General features: G+C 42.3%; 19 protein-coding genes, 1 tRNA gene, 1 pseudogene and 2 riboswitches. Of the genes and pseudogenes, 7 read left to right on the top strand and 14 right to left on the bottom strand.

Translation table 11 applies throughout. The features are described 5' to 3' along the window. Nucleotides 1–491 precede the first annotated feature (491 nt). A riboswitch (TPP riboswitch) is annotated at nt 492–593 on the top strand. A 100-nt stretch (nt 594–693) separates the two neighbouring features. Next, nucleotides 694–1,272: an energy-coupled thiamine transporter ThiT gene (thiT, locus tag MOF34_RS17510; protein ID WP_268401125.1), complete on the top strand. Its 579-nt coding sequence runs from the start codon at nt 694–696 to the stop codon at nt 1,270–1,272. Nucleotides 1,273–1,307: 35 nt separating this feature from the next. On the opposite strand, the gene MOF34_RS17505 is transcribed toward thiT, so the two are convergent. Genes MOF34_RS17505 through MOF34_RS17495 form a run of 3 tightly spaced genes read right to left on the bottom strand, consistent with a single transcriptional unit; the run spans nt 1,308 to nt 3,929 of the window. Then, nucleotides 1,308–1,829: a GNAT family N-acetyltransferase gene (locus MOF34_RS17505; protein ID WP_268401124.1), complete on the bottom strand. Its 522-nt coding sequence runs from the start codon at nt 1,827–1,829 to the stop codon at nt 1,308–1,310. Nucleotides 1,830–1,850: 21 nt separating this feature from the next. Further along, the gene (gene floT, locus MOF34_RS17500; RefSeq protein WP_019715494.1) at nt 1,851–3,383 is read right to left on the bottom strand and encodes a flotillin lipid rafts scaffold protein FloT; all 1,533 of its coding nucleotides are present in this window, start codon (nt 3,381–3,383) and stop codon (nt 1,851–1,853) included. A 21-nt stretch (nt 3,384–3,404) separates the two neighbouring features. Next, nucleotides 3,405–3,929 carry an NfeD family protein gene (locus tag MOF34_RS17495; protein ID WP_029317106.1) on the bottom strand — a complete coding sequence of 175 codons (525 nt, stop codon included), beginning with the start codon at nt 3,927–3,929 and terminating at the stop codon, nt 3,405–3,407. Nucleotides 3,930–4,097: 168 nt separating this feature from the next. On the opposite strand from MOF34_RS17495, the gene MOF34_RS17490 reads away from it, so the two are divergent. Continuing rightward, on the top strand, nt 4,098–4,586 hold the full coding sequence (locus MOF34_RS17490; RefSeq protein ID WP_268401123.1) for a DinB family protein: 489 nt from the start codon (nt 4,098–4,100) through the stop codon (nt 4,584–4,586). Between the two features lie 5 nt (nt 4,587–4,591). Here MOF34_RS17490 and MOF34_RS17485 read toward each other — a convergent pair whose 3' ends face one another. From MOF34_RS17485 to betB, 3 genes are all read right to left on the bottom strand, one after another. After that, the gene (locus MOF34_RS17485; RefSeq protein ID WP_019715497.1) at nt 4,592–5,173 is read right to left on the bottom strand and encodes an MOSC domain-containing protein; all 582 of its coding nucleotides are present in this window, start codon (nt 5,171–5,173) and stop codon (nt 4,592–4,594) included. An 87-nt stretch (nt 5,174–5,260) separates the two neighbouring features. Next, a complete protein-coding gene (gbsB, locus tag MOF34_RS17480; RefSeq protein WP_019715498.1) occupies nt 5,261–6,469 on the bottom strand; it encodes a choline dehydrogenase in 1,209 nt (402 codons plus the stop codon). A 15-nt stretch (nt 6,470–6,484) separates the two neighbouring features. Then, nucleotides 6,485–7,957, bottom strand: a complete 1,473-nt coding sequence (gene betB, locus MOF34_RS17475; protein WP_268401122.1) for a betaine-aldehyde dehydrogenase — start codon at nt 7,955–7,957, stop codon at nt 6,485–6,487. 197 nt (nt 7,958–8,154) lie between these two features. Between betB and cudC the strand changes: the two genes are divergently transcribed. The 4 genes from cudC (at nt 8,155) to ktrB (ending at nt 11,825) form a co-directional block, all read left to right on the top strand. After that, complete coding sequence (gene cudC, locus MOF34_RS17470; protein ID WP_268401121.1) at nt 8,155–8,697, top strand: choline uptake/conversion transcriptional regulator CudC; 543 nt, start codon at nt 8,155–8,157, stop codon at nt 8,695–8,697. A 211-nt stretch (nt 8,698–8,908) separates the two neighbouring features. After that, nucleotides 8,909–9,445, top strand: coding sequence for a biofilm surface layer hydrophobin BslA (gene bslA, locus MOF34_RS17465; RefSeq protein ID WP_019715501.1), 537 nt, complete (start codon nt 8,909–8,911; stop codon nt 9,443–9,445). Between the two features lie 145 nt (nt 9,446–9,590). Continuing rightward, a riboswitch (cyclic di-AMP (ydaO/yuaA leader) is annotated at nt 9,591–9,739 on the top strand. A 73-nt stretch (nt 9,740–9,812) separates the two neighbouring features. Next, entirely contained in the window at nt 9,813–10,481 is a 669-nt protein-coding gene (gene ktrA / locus MOF34_RS17460; RefSeq protein WP_268401120.1) for a potassium uptake protein KtrA, read from the top strand. A 6-nt stretch (nt 10,482–10,487) separates the two neighbouring features. Continuing rightward, on the top strand, nt 10,488–11,825 hold the full coding sequence (gene ktrB / locus MOF34_RS17455) for a Ktr system potassium transporter KtrB (protein ID WP_019715503.1): 1,338 nt from the start codon (nt 10,488–10,490) through the stop codon (nt 11,823–11,825). Nucleotides 11,826–11,858: 33 nt separating this feature from the next. On the opposite strand, the gene MOF34_RS17450 is transcribed toward ktrB, so the two are convergent. From MOF34_RS17450 to MOF34_RS17425, 6 genes and pseudogenes are all read right to left on the bottom strand, one after another. Next, on the bottom strand, nt 11,859–12,122 hold the full coding sequence (locus tag MOF34_RS17450; protein WP_019715504.1) for a YiaA/YiaB family inner membrane protein: 264 nt from the start codon (nt 12,120–12,122) through the stop codon (nt 11,859–11,861). A 108-nt stretch (nt 12,123–12,230) separates the two neighbouring features. Further along, nucleotides 12,231–13,077 (bottom strand): annotated as a pseudogene (lytG, locus tag MOF34_RS17445) (exo-glucosaminidase LytG). Nucleotides 13,078–13,229: 152 nt separating this feature from the next. Further along, the gene (locus tag MOF34_RS17440; RefSeq protein ID WP_019715506.1) at nt 13,230–14,789 is read right to left on the bottom strand and encodes an MFS transporter; all 1,560 of its coding nucleotides are present in this window, start codon (nt 14,787–14,789) and stop codon (nt 13,230–13,232) included. Nucleotides 14,790–15,148: 359 nt separating this feature from the next. Then, nucleotides 15,149–15,221, bottom strand: a tRNA-Ala gene (locus MOF34_RS17435). A gap of 107 nt (nt 15,222–15,328) precedes the next feature. Next, the gene (locus tag MOF34_RS17430; RefSeq protein ID WP_019715507.1) at nt 15,329–16,159 is read right to left on the bottom strand and encodes an undecaprenyl-diphosphate phosphatase; all 831 of its coding nucleotides are present in this window, start codon (nt 16,157–16,159) and stop codon (nt 15,329–15,331) included. Between the two features lie 91 nt (nt 16,160–16,250). Further along, on the bottom strand, nt 16,251–17,417 hold the full coding sequence (locus tag MOF34_RS17425; RefSeq protein WP_019715508.1) for an AI-2E family transporter: 1,167 nt from the start codon (nt 17,415–17,417) through the stop codon (nt 16,251–16,253). A gap of 180 nt (nt 17,418–17,597) precedes the next feature. On the opposite strand from MOF34_RS17425, the gene iolU reads away from it, so the two are divergent. Further along, nucleotides 17,598–18,584, top strand: coding sequence for a scyllo-inositol 2-dehydrogenase (gene iolU, locus MOF34_RS17420; RefSeq protein ID WP_019715509.1), 987 nt, complete (start codon nt 17,598–17,600; stop codon nt 18,582–18,584). 41 nt (nt 18,585–18,625) lie between these two features. Here iolU and rhaA read toward each other — a convergent pair whose 3' ends face one another. Then, entirely contained in the window at nt 18,626–19,900 is a 1,275-nt protein-coding gene (rhaA, locus tag MOF34_RS17415; protein ID WP_019715510.1) for an L-rhamnose isomerase, read from the bottom strand. Nucleotides 19,901–19,925: 25 nt separating this feature from the next. Continuing rightward, entirely contained in the window at nt 19,926–20,240 is a 315-nt protein-coding gene (gene rhaM / locus MOF34_RS17410) for an L-rhamnose mutarotase (protein WP_019715511.1), read from the bottom strand. Nucleotides 20,241–20,252: the final 12 nt, after the last annotated feature.

Raw genomic sequence — 20,252 nt, 5'->3', positions numbered from 1 at the left:
CTGAGCCAGGATCAAACTCTCCATGAAGTAATGGAGCGCAGATTAAGTTTGCCACATACTGTGACAACATCTGCATGACCTGCATTGTGCAGGCCCCTGACTACGCACATCTCTGTGCGAATTTATAAAAATGAATTAACAGGTACGTTTTGTCTTGTTTAGTTTTCAAAGATCATTTTGTCGCTTCTCAATGAAGCAGCTTTAATAATATAACATTCATCTTCTTTCTTGTCAACAAATTTTTTTAAATTGTTTTATGAAGCTTCTTGTTTTGTCTGCTGTTCATCAGCGACGTTTAATAATATAACATCTGTATTTATTTATTGCAATAGTTTTTTTGAAAAAAGTTCTATAAAACAAATAAACTATAAACCTCGTATTTCATCTATCTCGTATTTATCTTATATCTATAATAAAAAGAACATATACAACAGTAATGTGATCTTGTTGTTTTTTTCTTTTTCTTGTATAGTAGAAACGAATTAAATATAGATGACCACAAGGGGAGCATTAAAGCTGAGAGTGAGCGGTTTCGTTCTGACCCTTTGAACCTGTTAGTTAACGCTGGCGTAGGGATGTGGCAAAGTCAAATGAATTGCAGCTCGTAAAGCAGTGCGTGGAACTTTTCTCATCCTTCCGCGTGCTGCTTTTTTGTTGTCCTTTTGGATTGTCTATCCATGGAAGGGGATTTTTATGAATCAATCTAAGCAACTGGTTCGCCTTATTGAAATAGCAATTATGACTGCGGCTGCTGTTATTTTAGACATCGTCTCAGGAATGTTTCTTAGGATGCCTCAAGGAGGCTCGGTCTCCATCATGATGATTCCAATCTTTTTGATCTCATTTCGTTGGGGTGTTAAAGCAGGCCTTACTACCGGCCTGCTGACAGGTCTGGTTCAAATCGCAATCGGAAACTTATTCGCACAACATCCTATACAGCTATTGTTAGATTACATTGTCGCGTTCGCAGCTATCGGAATTAGCGGATGTTTCGCTTCTTCTGTCCGTAAAGCCGCTGTATCCAAAACAAAAGGGAAATTAATTATTTCAGTGGTCAGCGCAGTTTTGATCGGCAGTTTCCTGCGCTATGCCGCGCATGTCATTTCAGGGGCAGTGTTTTTCGGCAGCTACGCTCCAAAGGGAACACCGGTATGGATTTATTCCTTAACTTATAATGCTACTTATATGGTTCCTTCATTCATCATTTGCGCCATTGTCCTTTGTTTATTATTTATGACAGCACCCCGTTTGCTCAAAACTGACAAAGCTTAACGTGACAACCCCCATATGCTGGGGGTTGTCTTTTGTTATCTGTTAAGAGTTGTTTTCAAAGCAGAAAGATCTGGCCAGCCAAACCCTACTTCCTTCAGCCTTTCTCCCGCGATTTCAAAGCTGTCCTCCGCTATTCTTTCGGGTGAAAAGGCCTGATAAAATGTAATCGAAGGGTTCTTCTCAATTCCCCAAACAAACATACTCGAAAATCCTTGATGAAGCAAAAACTCCACCCCTTTTGCTAAGAGCGCTTTGCCTGCACCTTGCCGCTGATGCTCCTCTAAAAGGTAAATAGCGTACAGCTCGCCGTCATAGCCTTCTTGATCAGAGCGAATAGGACCAAACGAAGCAAAGCCGAATATCTTATCTTTTTCATCCTGAGCCACAAATACACCTTTTAATGAACGACTTTTCCATTTGTCTTCAAATTCCATGTAGTTCAGACTGTTTAAGTATTCAGCCGGGACAACTCCGCGATATGTTGTCCTCCAGCTATCCACATGCACTTTTGCAATGTCCTTTATATCTTCTAACTTTGCTTCTCTGACAGTTACCATCTGGTTCTATCCTTTCCTTAGTCATTCTTCTAGTGTTTGGGTCTCTTTTGCTTCTTTTATTTCATTTGTTAATTCGTTAATGCTTTGTTTTACATTTCCTTTTCCTGAAAAGTTCTCAATTATTTCTTTTACGTCAATTCCCGAGGATGCTTTTAAGCTTTCTTGAAGGCTTGACATTAAGTTTGTCGCATAGCTGGTTACTTTGTTGGCGCCGCTAGATTCACCACTTCCCCCTGTATCAACAACAGTAATTTTATCAATATTTGAAAGCGGTGCTGCTGCTTGTTTCGCGTATTCCGGAAGCATTTTTACGATCATATCGAGTATCGCAGCCTGGCCGTACTGTTCAAAGGCAGCGGCAATTTTCTCTTTTGCTTCCGCTTCTGCAAGACCTTTTAGACGGATAACCTCTGCTTCTGTTTCCCCTTTTGCTTTTTCAGCTTCCGCTTTTGCTAGCCCGTCAATTCTGACTTTTTCAGCCTCAGCCTTCGCCATTGCTTCAATACTGTACTTCTTGGCATCGGCTTCCGCAAGCTGTTTGGCTTTCTCAGCTGCTGCGGACTGCTCGACTGAATAACGGTCTGCATCGGCTTTTTTCTTTACCTCTGAGTCATATTGTCGTTCACGGCGAAGAATTTCTTTTTCTTCTAGCTCGATTTGTTTTTGGCGTTCAATAATTTTAACCTGCATTTCCTGCTCTGTGACTTGCTGGCGCGCCCTAGCAGTCTCTAAATCATACGCCTGGTCGGCATTCGCTTTTGCCGTATCTTGCTCTCTGCGATATTCAGCCATTTTGAGCTGATTGATTTTTTCAGCCTCAGCGATTTCAGTCGCCCGTTCAAGTTCTGATTTTTTTGCATCTTTATCGGATTCTGCCCGCTTAATTCGGGTTTCTTTATCAGCCTCTGCTGTCGCGATATCAGCATCCCGTTTTACTTGAGCGATTCTCGGTTTCCCTAATGATTCAAGATAACCGTTTTTATCACGTACATCTTTAATGGTAAAGGAGACAATCACAAGCCCCATTTTTGCGAGATCCTGCGAAGCCACACGCTGTACCTCTTGAGAGAATTTTTCTCTGTTTTTATAGATTTCTTCAACTGTCATTGAGCCGAGAATGGAACGAAGGTGGCCTTCTAAAACCTCCCGCGCTTCCTGCTCACGGTCGTCTTTTGATTTCCCTAAAAATTGTTCGGCAGCTGTAGCGATTTCTCCTATAGAACCGCCGATTTTAATAATCGCAGTTCCATCGGCCATTACAGGCACGCCTTGTTCTGTATAGACTTCAGGTGTCGATACATCGAGTTTGCTTGATAATAGGCTTAGCGGCTCTGCCTGCTGGAAGACGGGAAGGACAAAGGTTCCTCCGCCGCGGACGATTTTAAGACGATTGCCCCCTTCATCTACATGAACATTTTTGTTGCCCAGATAGCTCCCCGTTACGATTAACGCTTCATCAGGCCCTGCCGTACGATACTTTGTGATAAACACGGCAATAAGTGCAATTAATAAAAATAATACAACTCCGATGACAATTATAATCGGCATTGTCATATCACATTCCTCCTTGGTTGTTTAAATAGGTTCATGCGGAGTGACTGAAAGAACTCCGTTGTTTACATCTACAATTAAAACAGCTGTACCGTAACTGATTTGCTCATTATCAAAGCTGACTGCTGACTTTGAGATGGTGCCGCCTATCCCTTCAATGACCACTTCACCAAACCCATCAACAGGAACAGCTGTAATGACTTTACCGACTCTTCCTCTTAGATCGTCTTCTTTATAAACCAATGATTCTTCTGCAGATGATAATGGTACCAGTACAAAGGTGTGAAGCAATACCACCAGCATGATTGAAAGGATACAAGATAAAAGGGCGATCAACAGGCTCGACAGGGGCAATATGAGCTCGCCTATATATCCGCCGGCTGAAAAACATGTAAAAAATGCGAGCATCAATGTCGGATTAAGAAAAGGAATGCCTTCTGACAGTCCTGCAAATACATCTCCGAAAAACAGAAATAACAGCGTAAGGCTGCCCGCAATAATAAGCGTGTAAAGATAAATTGTGTGTATAGGAACGCCAAATAACTCCAATTTTCTCATCCTTTCTTCATCAATGCATTGATGAACGGCCGCCGTTACCATTTATACGAGATACAGCAGAAAAGGTTTCAAAATTTTAAGATAAATAACCTATTTTGAAATGCTTGATAAATGATAATTGCTTATATATATGGTAATGTCATTTTAGGAGGAGATATGATGAGTATCTTTAATGAAGCCAGATTAGAAACGTGGAACGAAGTGAAAGGACTTTCTGACGAAAAGCTGAATCAAAAGCCCTCTGCTGGGGAATGGAGCATACGGGAAGTGCTTGACCATCTAAAAAAAATCGATATGGCTGCACAAAAAATGCTGAAGGAACGTGTAAAGGAAGCTCCTGTTAAAGAAGTTGAAGAAAAAAACCTTGAGGTAGCACAGGGTAGAAATAATAAACGGAAAGCTCCGAGTCATCTTGAGCCTGAACATGATTTCATTTCAGGAAGCCAAATGAAACGCGAACTTGATGTTGTGAGAGAGCAGCTGACTGCTGCAATTGCCTCTCTGAAAGAAGAAGATTTTGAAAGAGTGCTTCCTCATCCTGTGTTTCAAGAGTTGACTCTGAAACAGTGGATCGATTTTATCGGCCACCATGAAAAACGGCACCTCAGCCAGATTAAAGAAATTAAAGAGAGAATAGAAAGGGCCTGATTTGATCAGACCCTTTCTGCTTTTCGTGGTTTGGCTTTCCGCTGATAGGAATGAACTACTATTTCATCACCTGCGTAAACAGCTCCGGGCCTCTCAACAATGCAGACAATCCCTCTTATGCCCAGTGCGTGGCGGACAAAAGCCGGTGCCAGCTTCGGCTTGTCCGGATAATAAGACTGAATGACTTCTCCCGGCTGAATACACGGATCATTTTCTCCCTCACACAGCAAAGCGGCTCCGCTTGGAAAAATGAGCCGGCTTCCTTCTTTTAATGAAGTAAGATCGGGTATGCCGCTGACTGCCACATTCGCCCCGAGCCATTCCGGCAAAATGCTCGGCACTCCTATTTTTAAAGCAATTTCATCACATTCCTCTATTGAAACAATAGAAATTTGTCTTCGGTTGAAAATTTCAGTCCCTCTTGAAAACATCGGTTCTCTGGCCCCCGCTTTTTTGGTCAGGCCAAAATGCAAGTCGCCGGGGATGCCGCCATAATCAAAATCAAGCTTGTCCATTTGCTTTGTTATGAAGCTTTCTGTATCTGCGATATATACGCCTTCCGCTTTTGCGGCCATACGCTTCCACATCAGCAGCACCTTCCTTCTTCTCTAAAATTTCTATCTATGCTTCATTATCCAGAAAAATCCCGCTCTGTAAAGGAGCGGGACATGTAGTTATACCGTTTTAGGTGTAAGGTTAAAGCAGCGCTTGTAGATCCAATTATATGCTTTTTCATTTAAATCTCTAGGGTTTCCGAAGGTTTGCGGATCTTTCATCGCTTCTTTTGACAAACGTTCGATCATATCAGGTGATACTCCCTGCTCTTCTAAAGTCGGTACTTCTAAGTCTTCGACCAGGTCATACATCCAATTGACAGATGCTTTCGCAGCTTCTTCTGTTGTCATATTGCTTGTATCAATACCGAACGCTTTCGCAATACGTGCAAATTTCTCAGGGTAGCCCTTCCAGTTGTACTCCATGACAGGACCCATCATCGCAGCCACACATTGACCGTGAGCAACTGGGATAATACCGCCAAGCGTTTGGCTCATCGCATGAGCCGCGCCCGCTGATTCACTGCCGTAAGAGAGACCTGCAAGCATGGCAGCCTGCGCCATTCCATATCTTGCTTCCAGATCCTCTCCGTCAGCAAATGCTCTTTTAATGTAATGAGCGGCGTATTCAATCGCCATCAAGGCAACTGCATCCGTGATTGGCTGCGCAAATTTCATTGTATAGCACTCAATGGCATGAGCAAGCGCATCAATTCCCGTCATGGCTGTTACATGCGGAGGCATTGAAATATGAAGTTCAGGATCAATGATGGTCAGGTGCGCTGCAATCAGTGGACCGCCCGTGTTGAATTTAAATTCTCTTTCTTCATCTGTGATAACTGCCCATTGAGTTACTTCTGATCCAGTTCCAGCCGTTGTCGGAATTGTCGTAAGCGGAGGAATACGGTTTTCCAGCGGTTTTTTCCCATCTGCCGCTTCATAATCCAGCACGCTTCCTTCGTGAGTGGCTTCTACTCCGATTGCTTTTGCAGTATCCATGGAGCTTCCGCCTCCGACTGCCACCAAACCATTACAGTTCTCTTTTTTGTAAAGCTCAGACCCTTCATTCACCAGACGGACAGGCGGGTTTGGCTCTACTTTATTAAAGAGCACCACTTCAATGCCTGCATCTTTAAGTGATTCGATAACAGGATCTACGACGCCGGCTTTATAAATTCCTGGGTCTGTGACAAGGAGTGCCTTTGAAACGCCAAGCGAAGCAACTTCTTCACCCGTATTTTTGACGGCTCCGATTCCGTGCTTAATCACAGTCGGAATTTCAAATGTGTGGAATTTGTGCATGCTTTCTATCTTCATATTTAATGTCATCATTAACTCCCCCTCTTATGAATTGAACCAATTAACCGCTGCCGGTTTTGTATTGCGATATACATGTTTGACTTCCGTGTATTCTTCAAGACCTATTTTTCCAAGCTCTCGTCCGAACCCGGATTGCTTATAGCCACCCCATGGCGCCTGTGCAAAGTACGGATGGAAATCGTTAATCCAAACTGTTCCCATTCTCAAGCGGGATGCTACGCGTTCGCACTTTTCAATATCTTTAGACCATACCGCTCCGGCCAAGCCATAGATGGTATCATTCGCAAGCGCGATGACCTCTTCTTCAGAGCTGAAGGTTTCGACTGTCAATACAGGACCGAAAACCTCTTCCTGAACAATTCTCATATCAGATTTACAGTTTGAAAAAATAGTAGGTTCATAGAAAAAGCCATTTTGAAGCGCAGGGTCTTCGGGGCGTTTGCCGCCTGTCTCAAGCTTCGCGCCTTCTTCTATTCCGATCTCTACATATTTTTCTACCTTTGCCCTGTGCTCTGCAGAAATAAGCGGGCCGCTTTCTGTCTCTTCGTGAAAACCATTTCCGAGTTTTATGCGTTTTGCCCGTTTGACAAGCTCTGTTAAAAATTGATCGTGAATGGCATCTTCAACAAGCAAGCGGGAACCGGCGGAGCATACTTGGCCGGCATGGAAAAATACAGCGTTTAATGCCTGATCGACAGCAACTTCTAGATCTGCATCCTTGAAAACGATATTTGGATTCTTTCCGCCAAGTTCAAGCGCAATTTTTTTGACGTTTCCGCTTGCGGCCCGCATGATTTTTTTGCCTGTTTCGATTCCACCCGTAAACGAAATCAAATCGACGTCTTTGTTTACGGCAAGCTCGTCGCCCACTGTGGCTCCCGCCCCAAGCACAAGATTTGCGACACCTTCGGGAACGCCGGCCTCTTCCATTAGCTTGAAGACTTTGATCGTCGTTAGCGGTGTAATCTCACTCGGCTTCATGACAATCGTATTTCCTGCAGCCAGTGCAGGCGCGATTTTCCAACTCGCCTGCAGGAGCGGATAATTCCACGGAGTAATCTGGCCGCAAACCCCAATTGGCTCTCTGATAATTTTGCTTTCTGAATCAGGGATCGGAGATAAAATGATCTCTCCGCCATCTTTATCTGCCAATCCGGCGTAATATTGAAAAACATTGGCAATATCGTCCATATCCGCCTTGCTTTCTTCGAGTGTTTTTCCCGTATCAAGCGATTCAAGCTCAGCCAGCTCATCAAGGTCGCGTCTGATTAATTCCGCAATTTTCAGAACAATCTTCCCGCGTTCAAGCCCGGATAGAGATGACCATTCTCCTTTGTCAAATGCTCTTCGCGCGGCTGAAATTGCCTTGATGGCGTCCTCTCGCCCTCCTTCGCTTACGGTTGCAATTTCTTCTTGATTAAATGGATTGATAATGCTGCGGATCTGCTCTTCTTCGGCACTGATCCATTCTCCGTCAATATATAATGTTTGACTCATATAAGCCTCCTTGACGTAAATAAAGTTTGTTAAATAAAAATTTAATGTTTTTAACAACCTTAATCTAACATACGAATTTTAAACTGTCAAAGCCCCATTTTGATTTTCTTTTTGACATTTCTTTATGTTTCGTTAAGATAAAGAACATAAAGAAATAACTTAACGAATTTAATTTTCTAATGGAAAAGAGGGTCAGTATGGATGAAAATCCAGAATTTGCAACTATAGAACAGGCTCGGGATCTTGTTATCGACTCCATTGCTGAAACGATGGATCTTTACGGTATTACCCGCAGTGTCGGGATTTTATATGGGACGATGTATATGAGGGATGAGATGACACTTGACGAAATGCGTGAGGAATTGCAAATGAGCAAGCCAAGCATGAGCACAGGTGTCAAAAAGCTTCAGGATTTAAATGTAGTGAAAAAAACATTTCACCGGGGCATCCGCAAGCATACCTTTGTGGCTGAAAAAGATTTCTTCAAATTTTTCACAAATTTCTTTCCGCCTAAATGGGAACGCGAAGTGCAGGTAAATGTAGCAGCAATTGAAGAAGCTCAAGCTGATTTACAAGAGGTTTTAAACAAGGAAGGTCTCAATGAGGACATCAAAAATGAAGCACTACAATTATACGAGCAGCTGGAAAGCTCTAAAGCTTACTATGATTGGCTCAAACGACTTGCTGAGTCGGTGCAGAGCGGGGACATTTTTACATTTATACCGATTGAAACAAAATAAAACAGAAAACGTCCGGGAAACCGGGCGTGTTTTGTTCATTTATTTGCAATTACTTAAATATTTAAAAAATATAGGCCGAACACCCCATTTACTTCATAAATATTTGGTGGTAATTTTTATATAGATAAAATTTACATTAGGCCAATCATAGGGGGTGAAAAGCGGCCAGGCCTCTGTACATAATATAACTTTTCTTAGGGGGAATTTTGTTATGAAACGCAAATTATTATCTTCTCTAGCAATCAGTGCATTGAGTCTCGGATTACTCGTTTCTGCACCTACTGCTTCTTTCGCGGCTGAATCTAAATCAACTACTGAGCCTACTATGAGTATAAAATCATCAGCCTCATTGTTTGCAACAATCACAGGAGCCAGCAAAACGGAATGGTCTTTCTCTGATATTGAACTAACGTATCGTCCAAATACGATTCTCAGCCTTGGCACAATGGAATTTACATTGCCAAGCGGATTTACTGCAAATACGAAAGACACGTTGAACGGTAATGCCTTGCGTGAAACACAGATCCTAAATAACGGGAAAACAGTAAGAATCCCTCTGGCACTTGATTTATTAGGAGCTGGCGAATTCAAATTAAAATTGAATAACAAAACTCTTCCTGCCGCTGGCACATATACTTTCCGTGCGGAGAATAAATCATTGAGCATCGGAAACAAATTTTATGCAGAAGCCAGCATTGACGTTGCTAAGCGCAGCACTCCTCCAACTCAGCCATGCGGCTGCAACTAATCTAAAAGACCGGTTAACGCCGGTCTTTTTTGCGTTTTGACCTCCCCTTTTTCCTCTATTTCCATTTATCTTTTTTCTAGTTTGAAATTTAAATTGACAAACTCTAGAAACAGGAGTAAATTCTTGAGTGTTCAATTTCATACAGTCTCTTTTTCCGCTTAATCAAATACGAACGGGGGAACCAACGATTGGCTGTTTTTGTAACAGCCTTGGGGTGAATCTTACTACGTAAGAGGGGGTACTCTGAATCCCTAATCCGACAGCTAACCTCGTAGGCGTTTACAGAGAGGAGGTCTATTAGCGACCATTCTTCGAAATGGTCTTTTTTGCTTCAAAAACGTTAATTTTACTAAGGGAGTTATGAACATTGGGAAGAATAAAAAACAAGCAATTTGCCGTGATCGGACTGGGCAGGTTTGGCGGAAGCATTTGCAAAGAGCTGCACAGAATGGGGCATGAGGTCCTTGCGGTTGACATCAACGAAGAAAAGGTAAATGCATACGCTTCTTACGCAACTCATGCGGTGATCGCCAACGCCACTGAAGAAAACGAATTGCTATCGTTAGGAATACGCAATTTTGAATATGTGATCGTTGCAATCGGAGCGAATATTCAAGCGAGTACCCTGACTACCCTATTATTAAAGGAGTTTGACATCCCAAATATTTGGGTGAAGGCTCAAAACCATTATCATCATAAGGTGCTTGAAAAAATTGGCGCTGACCGCATTATTCATCCTGAAAAGGATATGGGCGTCAAGATCGCACAAAGCCTTTCCGATGAGAACGTTTTAAATTACATTGATTTATCTGATGATTACAGTATTGTCGAGCTGCTGGCAACACACAAGCTTGATTCAAAATCGATTATTGATCTGAATGTAAGAGCAAAGTACGGATGTACAATCCTAGCCATTAAACATCATGGAGATATCCGTCTTTCCCCCGCACCTGAAGACGTCATTCACGAACAGGATTGCCTGGTGATCATGGGGCACAAAAAGGATATTAAACGTTTTGAAAACGAAGGGATGTAGACATAGGTGACACTTCAAAAGGATAAAGTGATCAAATGGGTCCGTTTTACACCGCCTCAAGTGCTGGCAATTGGTTTTTTTCTCACCATTATCATCGGGGCTGTGCTGTTAAAGCTTCCGATTTCTACAATGAAGCCATTGTCATGGATAGATGCCCTTTTTACTGCAGCTTCGGCAACAACCGTTACAGGACTTGCAGTTGTCGATACAGGTACAGAATTTACACTTTTCGGGCAGACTGTCATCATGGGGCTGATTCAGATCGGCGGGCTTGGATTTATGACTTTTGCTGTTTTGATTGTCATGATATTAGGAAAAAAAATCGGATTAAAAGAACGAATGCTGGTTCAGGAAGCCTTAAATCAGCCGACAATCGGCGGTGTCATAGGTCTTGTCAAAGTCCTGTTTCTGTTTTCCATCAGTATTGAGTTGATAGCAGCACTCATCTTATCCATCAGGCTTGTGCCCCAGTATGGCTGGGCATCCGGCTTGTTTGCCAGTCTGTTTCACTCAATATCTGCTTTTAACAATGCCGGGTTTTCGTTGTGGCCGGATAATTTGATGAGCTACGTTGGGGATCCTACAGTTAACCTAGTGATTACTCTCTTATTTATCACAGGAGGGATTGGATTTACCGTACTGTTTGACATTATGAAAAATCGGCGGTTTAAAGCCTTTTCTCTACACACGAAAATCATGCTGACAGGAACCCTGATTCTGAATGCGGTCGCTATGCTTGTGATCTTTATTTTAGAGTACAGCAATCCCGGCACGCTCGGCCATCTGCACATAAGAGATAAACTATGGGCTTCCTATTTTCAAGCTGTGACGCCAAGAACCGCGGGCTTCAATTCTCTAGATATTGGAAGTATGAGAGAAGGAACGATTGTATTTACTTTATTATTAATGTTTATCGGTGCAGGCAGCGCTTCAACGGCGAGCGGCATTAAGCTGACTACATTCATCGTGATTTTAATGTCTGTAACTGCTTATTTGCGAGGTAAAAAAGAAACGGTTATTTTCCGCCGCTCCATCAAATATCCGATTATCATTAAAGCTTTAGCTGTGAGCGTCACCGGTTTGTTCATTGTGTTTTTAGGGATATTCGCCCTGACGGTCACAGAAAAAGCGCCGTTTATTCAAATTGTGTTTGAAACCTTTTCCGCATTCGGAACTGTCGGTCTATCAATGGGATTGACCCCTGAACTTACAAAAGTGGGCAAATGTATCATTATTGTCATCATGTTCATCGGAAGAATTGGTCCTTTGACGTTCGTGTTTTCATTTGCGAAAACAGAGAAATCAAATATCCGTTATCCTGACGGCGAGGTATTTACGGGATAATAAAAAAATCCGGCGATTTAAGCGCCGGATTTTTTATGATTCGGTATGAGATTGATTTTGTCTTTTTTCCTGTTCCGCGATGATTTCGTTATCCTCTGCGTTATCACGGGTCACTTTTTGTGTAAGAATTGCACCGACCGCTACAAGGATCATAACAGCGATGTAATAGCCTTTTTCATTGAGTTCCAGATTATCAGCATTATAGAGACCGATACTAAACAAAAATACTCCCGCAAAAAAAGTGAAATAAGCTAATACTGTAAAGGCAACCGTGTTTCTCCGTCTATATTTATACACCTTTGTTCCCTCCTGAAAGCATAGTCAATAAGTGATAACTTCCATGGAATATTATACCTCAAATTCCCCTGAATGGAACAATGAATTAAAAATACCAGGAAAAAGGGCTCAGGTTGCTTCCTTTATTTCAACAGCTGAATCATCAATCCAGCCGATGAGTTTATCATTGATTTGAAATTGGTACCATACGGACTGGCCTTTCTGCTTTTTGGATACAACCTTTATGTCTTTGCCGACGTAAGATTGGACAGAGGTGAGCTTTATGGACCGATCATCAGTAGAGGGCTTGGACCATGTCTTGAACGGCACTGTCTTTAATGGAAGCTTTTAAATCCACTGATTTGAGCGATGGATTTACCTCATCGTACTCATCTAAATCGTATTTTTCCACAATAGTGCTGATTTTGTCTGCGTATTCAGGGTCTGTAGCATATCCTGATGTTTGCAATGCCGTTGCCGCTTCCTTATAATCCCCAGCCTCAAGCACCGGTTTATACTTCTTTTTATTCCACGATGTGCCGCGGACAAACAATTGGGCGTGGTCATCCATAGATTCAAAATACGTGCTGTATTTTCGAAACTTTGCGCGAATGGTTTTTCTTTTCCCTTTTTCAAATTCATCTGTTTCCATCGTGACATGACGGCCTTTATAATTTCCTTTTACGCCAAAAAGGTTGTTGGCCTGAGCAGCGAGCTCGCTGTTCCCCCAGTCGGATTCGAGAATGGCTTGAGCAATCGTGATGCTGGGGAGGACATGATATTTCTCATACAAAATTTGTGCATGTCCGGACAGGCTGTCTATAAATACCTGCTGTTCATCAATTTCTTCGGGTTCTTTGGATGTTTCTATCGGTTTTGATAACGTTGTCGCTAAGACAAACAGGGCTAACGGAATCGATACAATGAAAAATAGTGAAATGAAAAGTCTACGTTTTTTCAATTTTTTACGGGCCATGAAAACCTTCCTTCAAGTTAAAAGATTACGAATGTAAAAGAATCTACCTTTTAGAATTTTACTTGCACTTCTACTATTTTTCAATTCTTTAAGGATATAGTTGGGAAAAGATTGCAAACAAAAAACCTTTTCCCTCAAGGAAAAGGTTTTGATCATGTATCTAATTTAGTCAGCTTGGGCTGTTTAAACTTTCTGAGTGCATTACGATATTCTGTATCATGTATCACTTTATGTGATTTGACAGCAGCCTTTGACAGTCCTTGTGTTGAAACGGCCGGTTTTTCCGGAACTGTTTTCGCTTTATCATGCGGTTTATGTGCCAGCTTGTGCCCCATACCTGTAGCGTTCATACAGAATGACAGGCAAACGAGCAGCACACTCAGAATAAAAGAAATGAAAAAGAGATCATGATAAGCGGTCATCATAGAATCCTGCATCGAACCGCTTTGTCTGGCAGCATCTTTTTGCGTGAAAAAGCCGATGAGGATTGGAACTCCCATATAGACAAACAATCTTAAAAACTGCACAGCTGTCATTCTCTTGACCAAATCAGGCAGCGGGCCGCCCATAGCAGCTCCCATCAGCCCTGCGGCCACTGTCAGTCCCGCTCCAGCGGCAAGCAGGATAAACAGCACAGCAAATATATAAAGTGACGATTGATCCTGCATGTGCAGCCATTGAAAATTCACAAACACGAGAATAAGAGCACCTATAATACCGAGCATCCCAGGCCCGACTTTATCATAAAACAAAGCGCTCACAATGGCGGCGATCGCCACTCCGATTAAAAGAGTTGCGTTTAAAAGAATGAGATGCTCCTGAGAAATATCATACATTTGCCGTAGCAATCCCTGAAAAGCAGAAAGGCTGACAGCTACCGTTATCGTTCCTATAGCAATGATGAATAAACCGAGCACCGGTTTTGGCAGCAGCATCAGTTTTATAGAAATGAATGGGTTTCTCACTTTATATTCCACAATCAATAGAACAAGAAGCAAACATAACGTAATTCCAAAGCCTGTCCATACATAACCTGATGAAAGTCCCCATTTTTGCAGAAAAATGAATGTAACCGCTGAGGCTGCAGCAAGGCACACAGATAAAATGATTCCTGCTCGATCTAGCGGCTGTTCTTGTTCTGCCGATCCATGATGCTCATCATGAAGAAAGAAATAGCTCACCGCGACACCAATCAGTGACAGCGCGCCAAAGAAGTAAAACAGCCATCTCCAATGCCCGTAGCTTGTTGCAATCGTTCCTAGAATCGTGCCGATAATAACAGAGCCATAAAATCCGCCGATTAGCACAAGCAGGGCATAGTTCCTGCGGTCAATCGGAAATGACAGAACAAGCATTGGAATCATAATCATCAGCATGACACCTGTAGCCGCTCCCTGTAAAAAGCGCCCTGCCGCCATCCATGCAATATCGCTGGAACATGCGAAAAGCAGTGAGCCAAGTATAAAAACGGGTAATGAAGCCAGATAGATTGGACGGGCACCAAATTTTTTTCTCAGCAGCGGTCCTGCCGGCACAAATAAAGCAAAGGCCATATTGCCAATCAGTATTGGATTCACCGATGCGAAGTCACTTGTTCCAACCGTCTTCTGAACAAGGCCTTGAATTGACGATAATGCCGTGTTAGACATCAATCCCGGCCCAACCGCTAAAACAGCGAGCAAAGAGATCACCCAATAGTGTTTTGTCTTCATGTTGTCATTCCTTCCTAAATGAATACATACGAAACATATCATTTTTGAAAACAAAAGAAGCTAATAGATTTTGCCATTAGCTTTCATTCTAATACTCTCCCTATTCTGGGAAAGGATATTATTTTATTATAATCATGTGAACAAATGAGCATATATTCAAACATTATTCCAAATCGATTATGATTTGTCAATGGCGCAAATTTCAAGTAAAAAATAAGGCCTGAACAGTTTTTGACCAATATCGTGTTTTGAGACAAGACGGCTTGAGCCCGTTCAATTTCTGATCAACAAAAGGGTTCAGCGAATATTCTTTTTCTAAAAAACAAAAAAAACCCTCATAAAATAAGGGTTTAAAGGTATGGAGCCAAGGGGGCTCGAACCCCTGACCTCTACGCTGCCAGCGTAGCGCTCTCCCAGCTGAGCTATGGCCCCGTATGTAACACGTCAAACTTATTATAGATGATTTTTTTTTGAAAAACAAGCTGTTTCCTCTTAAATTGACAGAAAAAATAAGGCTCCGGAAAGAGCCTTATTTTATCTTACATCATGATTAAAAGTAAAATCACACCGAGAATGATTCGATAGATTGCAAATGGGACGAGTTTGATTTTGTTAATCAGTTTTAGGAAGAAACGGACGACAAACAGCGCGACAACAAAGGCAAAGATAAAGCCGACGATGAAAAACGGCATCAGGTCTGAGCTTAGGCTGTCCCAATGCTTCACAAGGCTTAGAAAGCTTGCTCCCATCATGATCGGCATTGCCATTATAAACGTAAAGTCAGCTGCTGCGCGATGATTCAATCCAAGAATAACGCCTCCGGAAATGGTTGAACCGGAACGCGAGAAACCAGGCCAAAGGGCAAGACATTGGAATAAGCCAACCCCTATCGCCTGCTTATAGGAAATGCGGTCGAGGGTGTCTGTCGCTGCTTTTCGTTTATTTACCCAATCAGCAAATAGCATCAGGACTGCCCCGGCGATTAAACCGATGGCCACAGTTTTAACGGAAAATAAATATTCATCAATGTAATCCTCAAACAAAAAGCCTAGAACGGCTGCAGGCACGAGCCCGACGGCAATTTGGGCAATGCTTAATTTATGTCCCTGCTTCTGGTCGCTTGTAATATTCTTTTTCAAGCCAAGCAAATTCAAAATCCGATCTTTAAACACGATAACGACTGCTAAAATGGAGCCTAGCTGAATAACCACTTTGAATGAGTTCGCAGCTTCTTCTGACATTAAATTGCTTGATTTAAGCCAGATATCGTCTACTATGATCATATGTCCTGTCGAAGAAACCGGCGCGTACTCTGTCAATCCTTCTACGATTCCTAAAATGGCAGCTACAAACAATTCCCATAGAGTCATGATTTTGATTCTCCCCATTAGACATTTATTTTTTACACAACGGGAGCTTTCCATAAATGGAAAGCCCGTCTTATATAACTATAAACGAAAATCACACTTTATGACCTGACGTATTTTCATTTTTTTCTTCGTCGTATAAATGTGACCGCATTTTAAACCAGTCAAATAAATGTGTCGTAATGACTTTGGCAACTGCATAGCCCGGAATTGCTAGAATGATTCCAACAACGCCAAACAGCTTGCCGGCTGTTAACAGCAGAAAAATAATCGTAATTGGGTGGATATGAAGGTTTTTCCCCATAATTTGCGGCGAGATCAGCTTCCCTTCAATTAGCTGAACTATGGTCCAAACGATCACCAGCTTGAGCAGCATAAGCGGTGATGTCACTAAGGCGATGATAATCGCTGGCGTAATGGCAATCGTCGGTCCTAAATACGGAACGATGCTTGTACAAGCCGCAATGACGGCAAGCAATGAAGCGTAATCCAGCCCGATAATCAAATAACCGATAAACAGCAAAAAGCCGATACAGAAGCTGACAATGATCTGGCCTCTAATATAAGAGCTTAACCGATGATTCATTTCGCTTAAGACTGTGTATGTCTGTTCTTTCAATCGAGTCGGCACAAACTTTAGTATGTAGACCGGCAATTTCTTTCCATCTTTTAATAAATAGAAAAGAATAAACGGAACCGTGATGATCGAAATGATAATCTCAGTCAGAGCGCCGATAAAATTCCCAACGCCGGTAAATGTGCTGTTCACAATCGTCGCTGCCTGATCTGAAACCTTTGTTGCGAGATCAGATATATTGATGTTCATTGTTTGCTGGGCCTGATTGACGAAGTTACTGCCAATCAGCTGTTTGGTCTGATCTTCTACGACATCCACATATCTCGGGATGTTGTCAATCAAACTTATAATTTGTTCTTTTAAAAAAGGAATGATGGACACGATCGTGATTGTGATCAGCCCGATGATCAATAGATATAACAGCAGAATAGAATAGATTCTTCTAATTCTTCTTCTCTCAAGGAAATCGACGACTGGGTTTAACAGGTAAAAAACAATGCCTGTTAAAATAATCGGCAGTGAAATCGTTTTGAGAAGAACAATAATCGGGGTGAAAATAAATGATGTTTTTGTAAAAACGAGAATATTTAAACCAATCAGCAGCAGCACAAGCAAAAATAAAACAAACTTATTGTCCAAGAAGAATCGCTTGAATCTGCCGCTCCATGTTTGCAACATTTCCACTATCGTTCCTCCGTCATATATAGTTTAATTAAATTGTACACTATCGTACCTATAATGAAAAATAATAACAGCTAATCGTTGGAAAAACTTTCTTGCTTAAAACATGTGATTAGATCTATCATGTGCTTTTCTTATTTTTAAGCTATAATTTAGCTATATCATGCAAAAGGAGCGATAAGAGTGATACGTTTTGCAATAATAGGAACCAATTGGATTACAGACCGCTTTCTTGAGTCAGCAGCGGAAATAAAAGATTTTCAGCTGACTGCTGTTTATTCTAGATCGGCTGAACGCGCTGCCGAGTTTGCTGCTAAACATAACGCTGAGCATACCTTCTCAGACCTTCAGGAAATGGCGGCAAGTGATTCCTTTGATGCCGTATACATAGCCAGTCCAAATGCCTTTCACAAGGAACAAGCCGTTCTCTTTATGAACCATGGCAAGCATGTGCTTTGCGAAAAGCCGTTTGCCTCAAATACAAAAGAAACGGAAGAAATGATTTCAGCGGCTAAGGCAAACGGCGTTGTCCTCATGGAAGCGATGAAGACCACTTTCCTGCCGAATTTTAAAGAGCTGAAAAACCACATACATAAAATCGGCAATGTTCGCAGATTTACCGCGAGCTACTGCCAGTATTCCTCACGATATGACGCGTTTAGAAACGGTACCGTCTTGAATGCGTTTCAGCCTGAGCTTTCCAATGGGTCATTAATGGATATCGGAGTCTATTGTATTTATCCTGCTGTCGTGCTGTTCGGTGAACCGCAGGATGTGAAAGCGAACGGATACGCTTTATCTTCCGGAGTGGATGGTGAGGGGACCGTCATTCTGTCTTACAACGGGTTCGAAGCTGTTCTCATGCATTCTAAAATTTCAACTTCCTATGCCCCGGCGGAAATCCAGGGTGAAGACGGAACGATTGTAATCGATACGATTCACCGGCCAGAGCGAGTGGAAATCCGCTATCGCGATGGCCGCCTGGAAAACATTTCGATTCACGATCCTAAACCGGCAATGTTCTATGAAGCTGAAGAATTTGTCACGCTCATAAAAGAGAACAAGCAGGAATCTGAAGAAAATACATTTGAACGATCAATGATCACTGCGAAAATCATGGAAGAAGCAAGAAAGCAAATGGGAATTGTGTACCCTGCTGATCAAGCCTAAGAAAATCCGCCCGCGTGCCAATGCCGCGGCGGATTTTTTTATTAGACAATTGGAGAAGATGCCTTTCTCTTTAAAAGCACCTGTTGTTCATACTCTTTTATATCATGAAGCCATGTCTCTTTTACCGGCACGCCCAATTGCTCACAGTAGAAATCCCAGATGGCCCCGAAAGGATATGTCTTAAATTCCTCCATTAGTGCCAGCCTTTCTGTATAGCGGCCCTCTTCCTGCAATTGTTTTAAATAACCGTTCGGGAGAAGCAATGCATACAATAAAGCTTTAATCATATTTCTCGTTCCGATGGTCCAGGCGGCAACACGATTAATGCTGGCATCGAAAAAATCCAGGCCGATGGCGACCTTCTCGAGAGCCTGATTGCGTACAATTTCAAGAGCGATTTCTCTCAATTCATCGTCTAAAACCACAACATGATCGCTATCCCAGCGGACGGGCCGGGACACATGCAAGGCAAGTTTGTCTGTGTAAAGCAGCATCGACGAGATCTTGTTTGATACCGTTTCAGTCGGGTGGTAATGGCCTGTATCAAGCAAACAAAGCTTATGATTCGTTAAAGCGTAAGCGAAATAAAATTCATGAGATCCGACAACATATGATTCGGAACCAAGCCCGAACAGCTTGCTCTCGACTGAATCAAGATTGTGTTGTTCATTGATCTCCATTGCGAAGATCCGATCCAGTGATTCTTTTAGTCTTTTACGCGGTGTCAGCCTGTCACTCGGGATATCTTTATAGCCGTCAGGAATCCAAATATTCGTCAAGCAAGGTATGCCTAATTCTTTCCCGAAGTATTCTCCAATACGGCGGCAAGCGATGCAATGCCTGATCCAAAATTCCCTGATGGTCGGATCGGGGTGTGAAAGGGTGAGTCCGTCAGCAGCTTTCTCATGTGAAAACAAGGTCGGATTAAAATCTAAACCGAGACCGAGTTCTTTTGCCCAGTTCACCCAGTTTTTAAAATGATGCGGCTTCAATTCGTCACGTTCTACCTTTTCCCCGTTTGTTTCTGCGTATATCGCATGCAGGTTTACGCGGTGCTTTCCGGGAATGAGAGAAAGAGCTTTCTCCAAGTCTCTTCTTAATTCTTCAGGGGTTTGCGCTTTTCCGGGATAATTGCCTGTCACGTCAATCCCTCCTGAAAGCTCGCCCTTATTTACTTCAAAGCCTTCAATGTCGTCACCCTGCCAGCAGTGGATTGAAATGGGCACTTGCTCTAATTGCCGAAGCGCCTCTTCAACATCGATTCCCCATTTTTCATATGCCTGTTTTGCACTGTCATAATTGGTTTTTATGGTCATGCGGCTCTCTCCCTTTTTCAGTTTTTTAATCCAAATAAAAAACTTCCTTAAGATCTATCGAAACAGGACTGAAATCTGGATTTGTTTTCATTAATGGCGACATCGATTTCCACCATCTCCGGCAAACTTCTGTGTCCGCCATCTTTCTCCATTTCTCTTCATCCTCGATTTCTAAATAAGCAAAAAGCCGGCCTGTTTCCTTCTCTAAAAAAATGGAATAATGGTGTGCTCCGTGAGCTTTGAGTGCTTCTGCCATTTCAGGCCAAATGTCATCATGCCTCTGTTTGTATTCTTCGTACTTGTCTTGATGGACAAACATGATACTGGCTTTTCTAATCAAATCTGATCACCT

Source organism: Bacillus sp. T17B1 (assembly GCF_026796395.1).
GTDB lineage: Bacteria > Bacillota > Bacilli > Bacillales > Bacillaceae > Bacillus > Bacillus spizizenii_A.
Note: the sequence above shows the minus strand (reverse complement) of the source record. Positions and strands in the feature narration are given on the sequence as shown.

Excerpts from the sequence above, each read along its gene's own strand:
- thiT (WP_268401125.1), top strand. The coding sequence starts at position 694 with ATGAATCAATCTAAGCAACTGGTTCGCCTTATTGAAATAGCAATTATG.
- MOF34_RS17505 (WP_268401124.1), bottom strand. The coding sequence starts at position 1,829 with ATGGTAACTGTCAGAGAAGCAAAGTTAGAAGATATAAAGGACATTGCA.
- floT (WP_019715494.1), bottom strand. The coding sequence starts at position 3,383 with ATGACAATGCCGATTATAATTGTCATCGGAGTTGTATTATTTTTATTA.
- MOF34_RS17490 (WP_268401123.1), top strand. The coding sequence starts at position 4,098 with ATGAGTATCTTTAATGAAGCCAGATTAGAAACGTGGAACGAAGTGAAA.
- MOF34_RS17485 (WP_019715497.1), bottom strand. The coding sequence starts at position 5,173 with ATGTGGAAGCGTATGGCCGCAAAAGCGGAAGGCGTATATATCGCAGAT.
- gbsB (WP_019715498.1), bottom strand. The coding sequence starts at position 6,469 with ATGACATTAAATATGAAGATAGAAAGCATGCACAAATTCCACACATTT.
- betB (WP_268401122.1), bottom strand. The coding sequence starts at position 7,957 with ATGAGTCAAACATTATATATTGACGGAGAATGGATCAGTGCCGAAGAA.
- cudC (WP_268401121.1), top strand. The coding sequence starts at position 8,155 with ATGGATGAAAATCCAGAATTTGCAACTATAGAACAGGCTCGGGATCTT.
- bslA (WP_019715501.1), top strand. The coding sequence starts at position 8,909 with ATGAAACGCAAATTATTATCTTCTCTAGCAATCAGTGCATTGAGTCTC.
- MOF34_RS17440 (WP_019715506.1), bottom strand. The coding sequence starts at position 14,789 with ATGAAGACAAAACACTATTGGGTGATCTCTTTGCTCGCTGTTTTAGCG.
- MOF34_RS17430 (WP_019715507.1), bottom strand. The coding sequence starts at position 16,159 with ATGACTCTATGGGAATTGTTTGTAGCTGCCATTTTAGGAATCGTAGAA.
- rhaA (WP_019715510.1), bottom strand. The coding sequence starts at position 19,900 with ATGACCATAAAAACCAATTATGACAGTGCAAAACAGGCATATGAAAAA.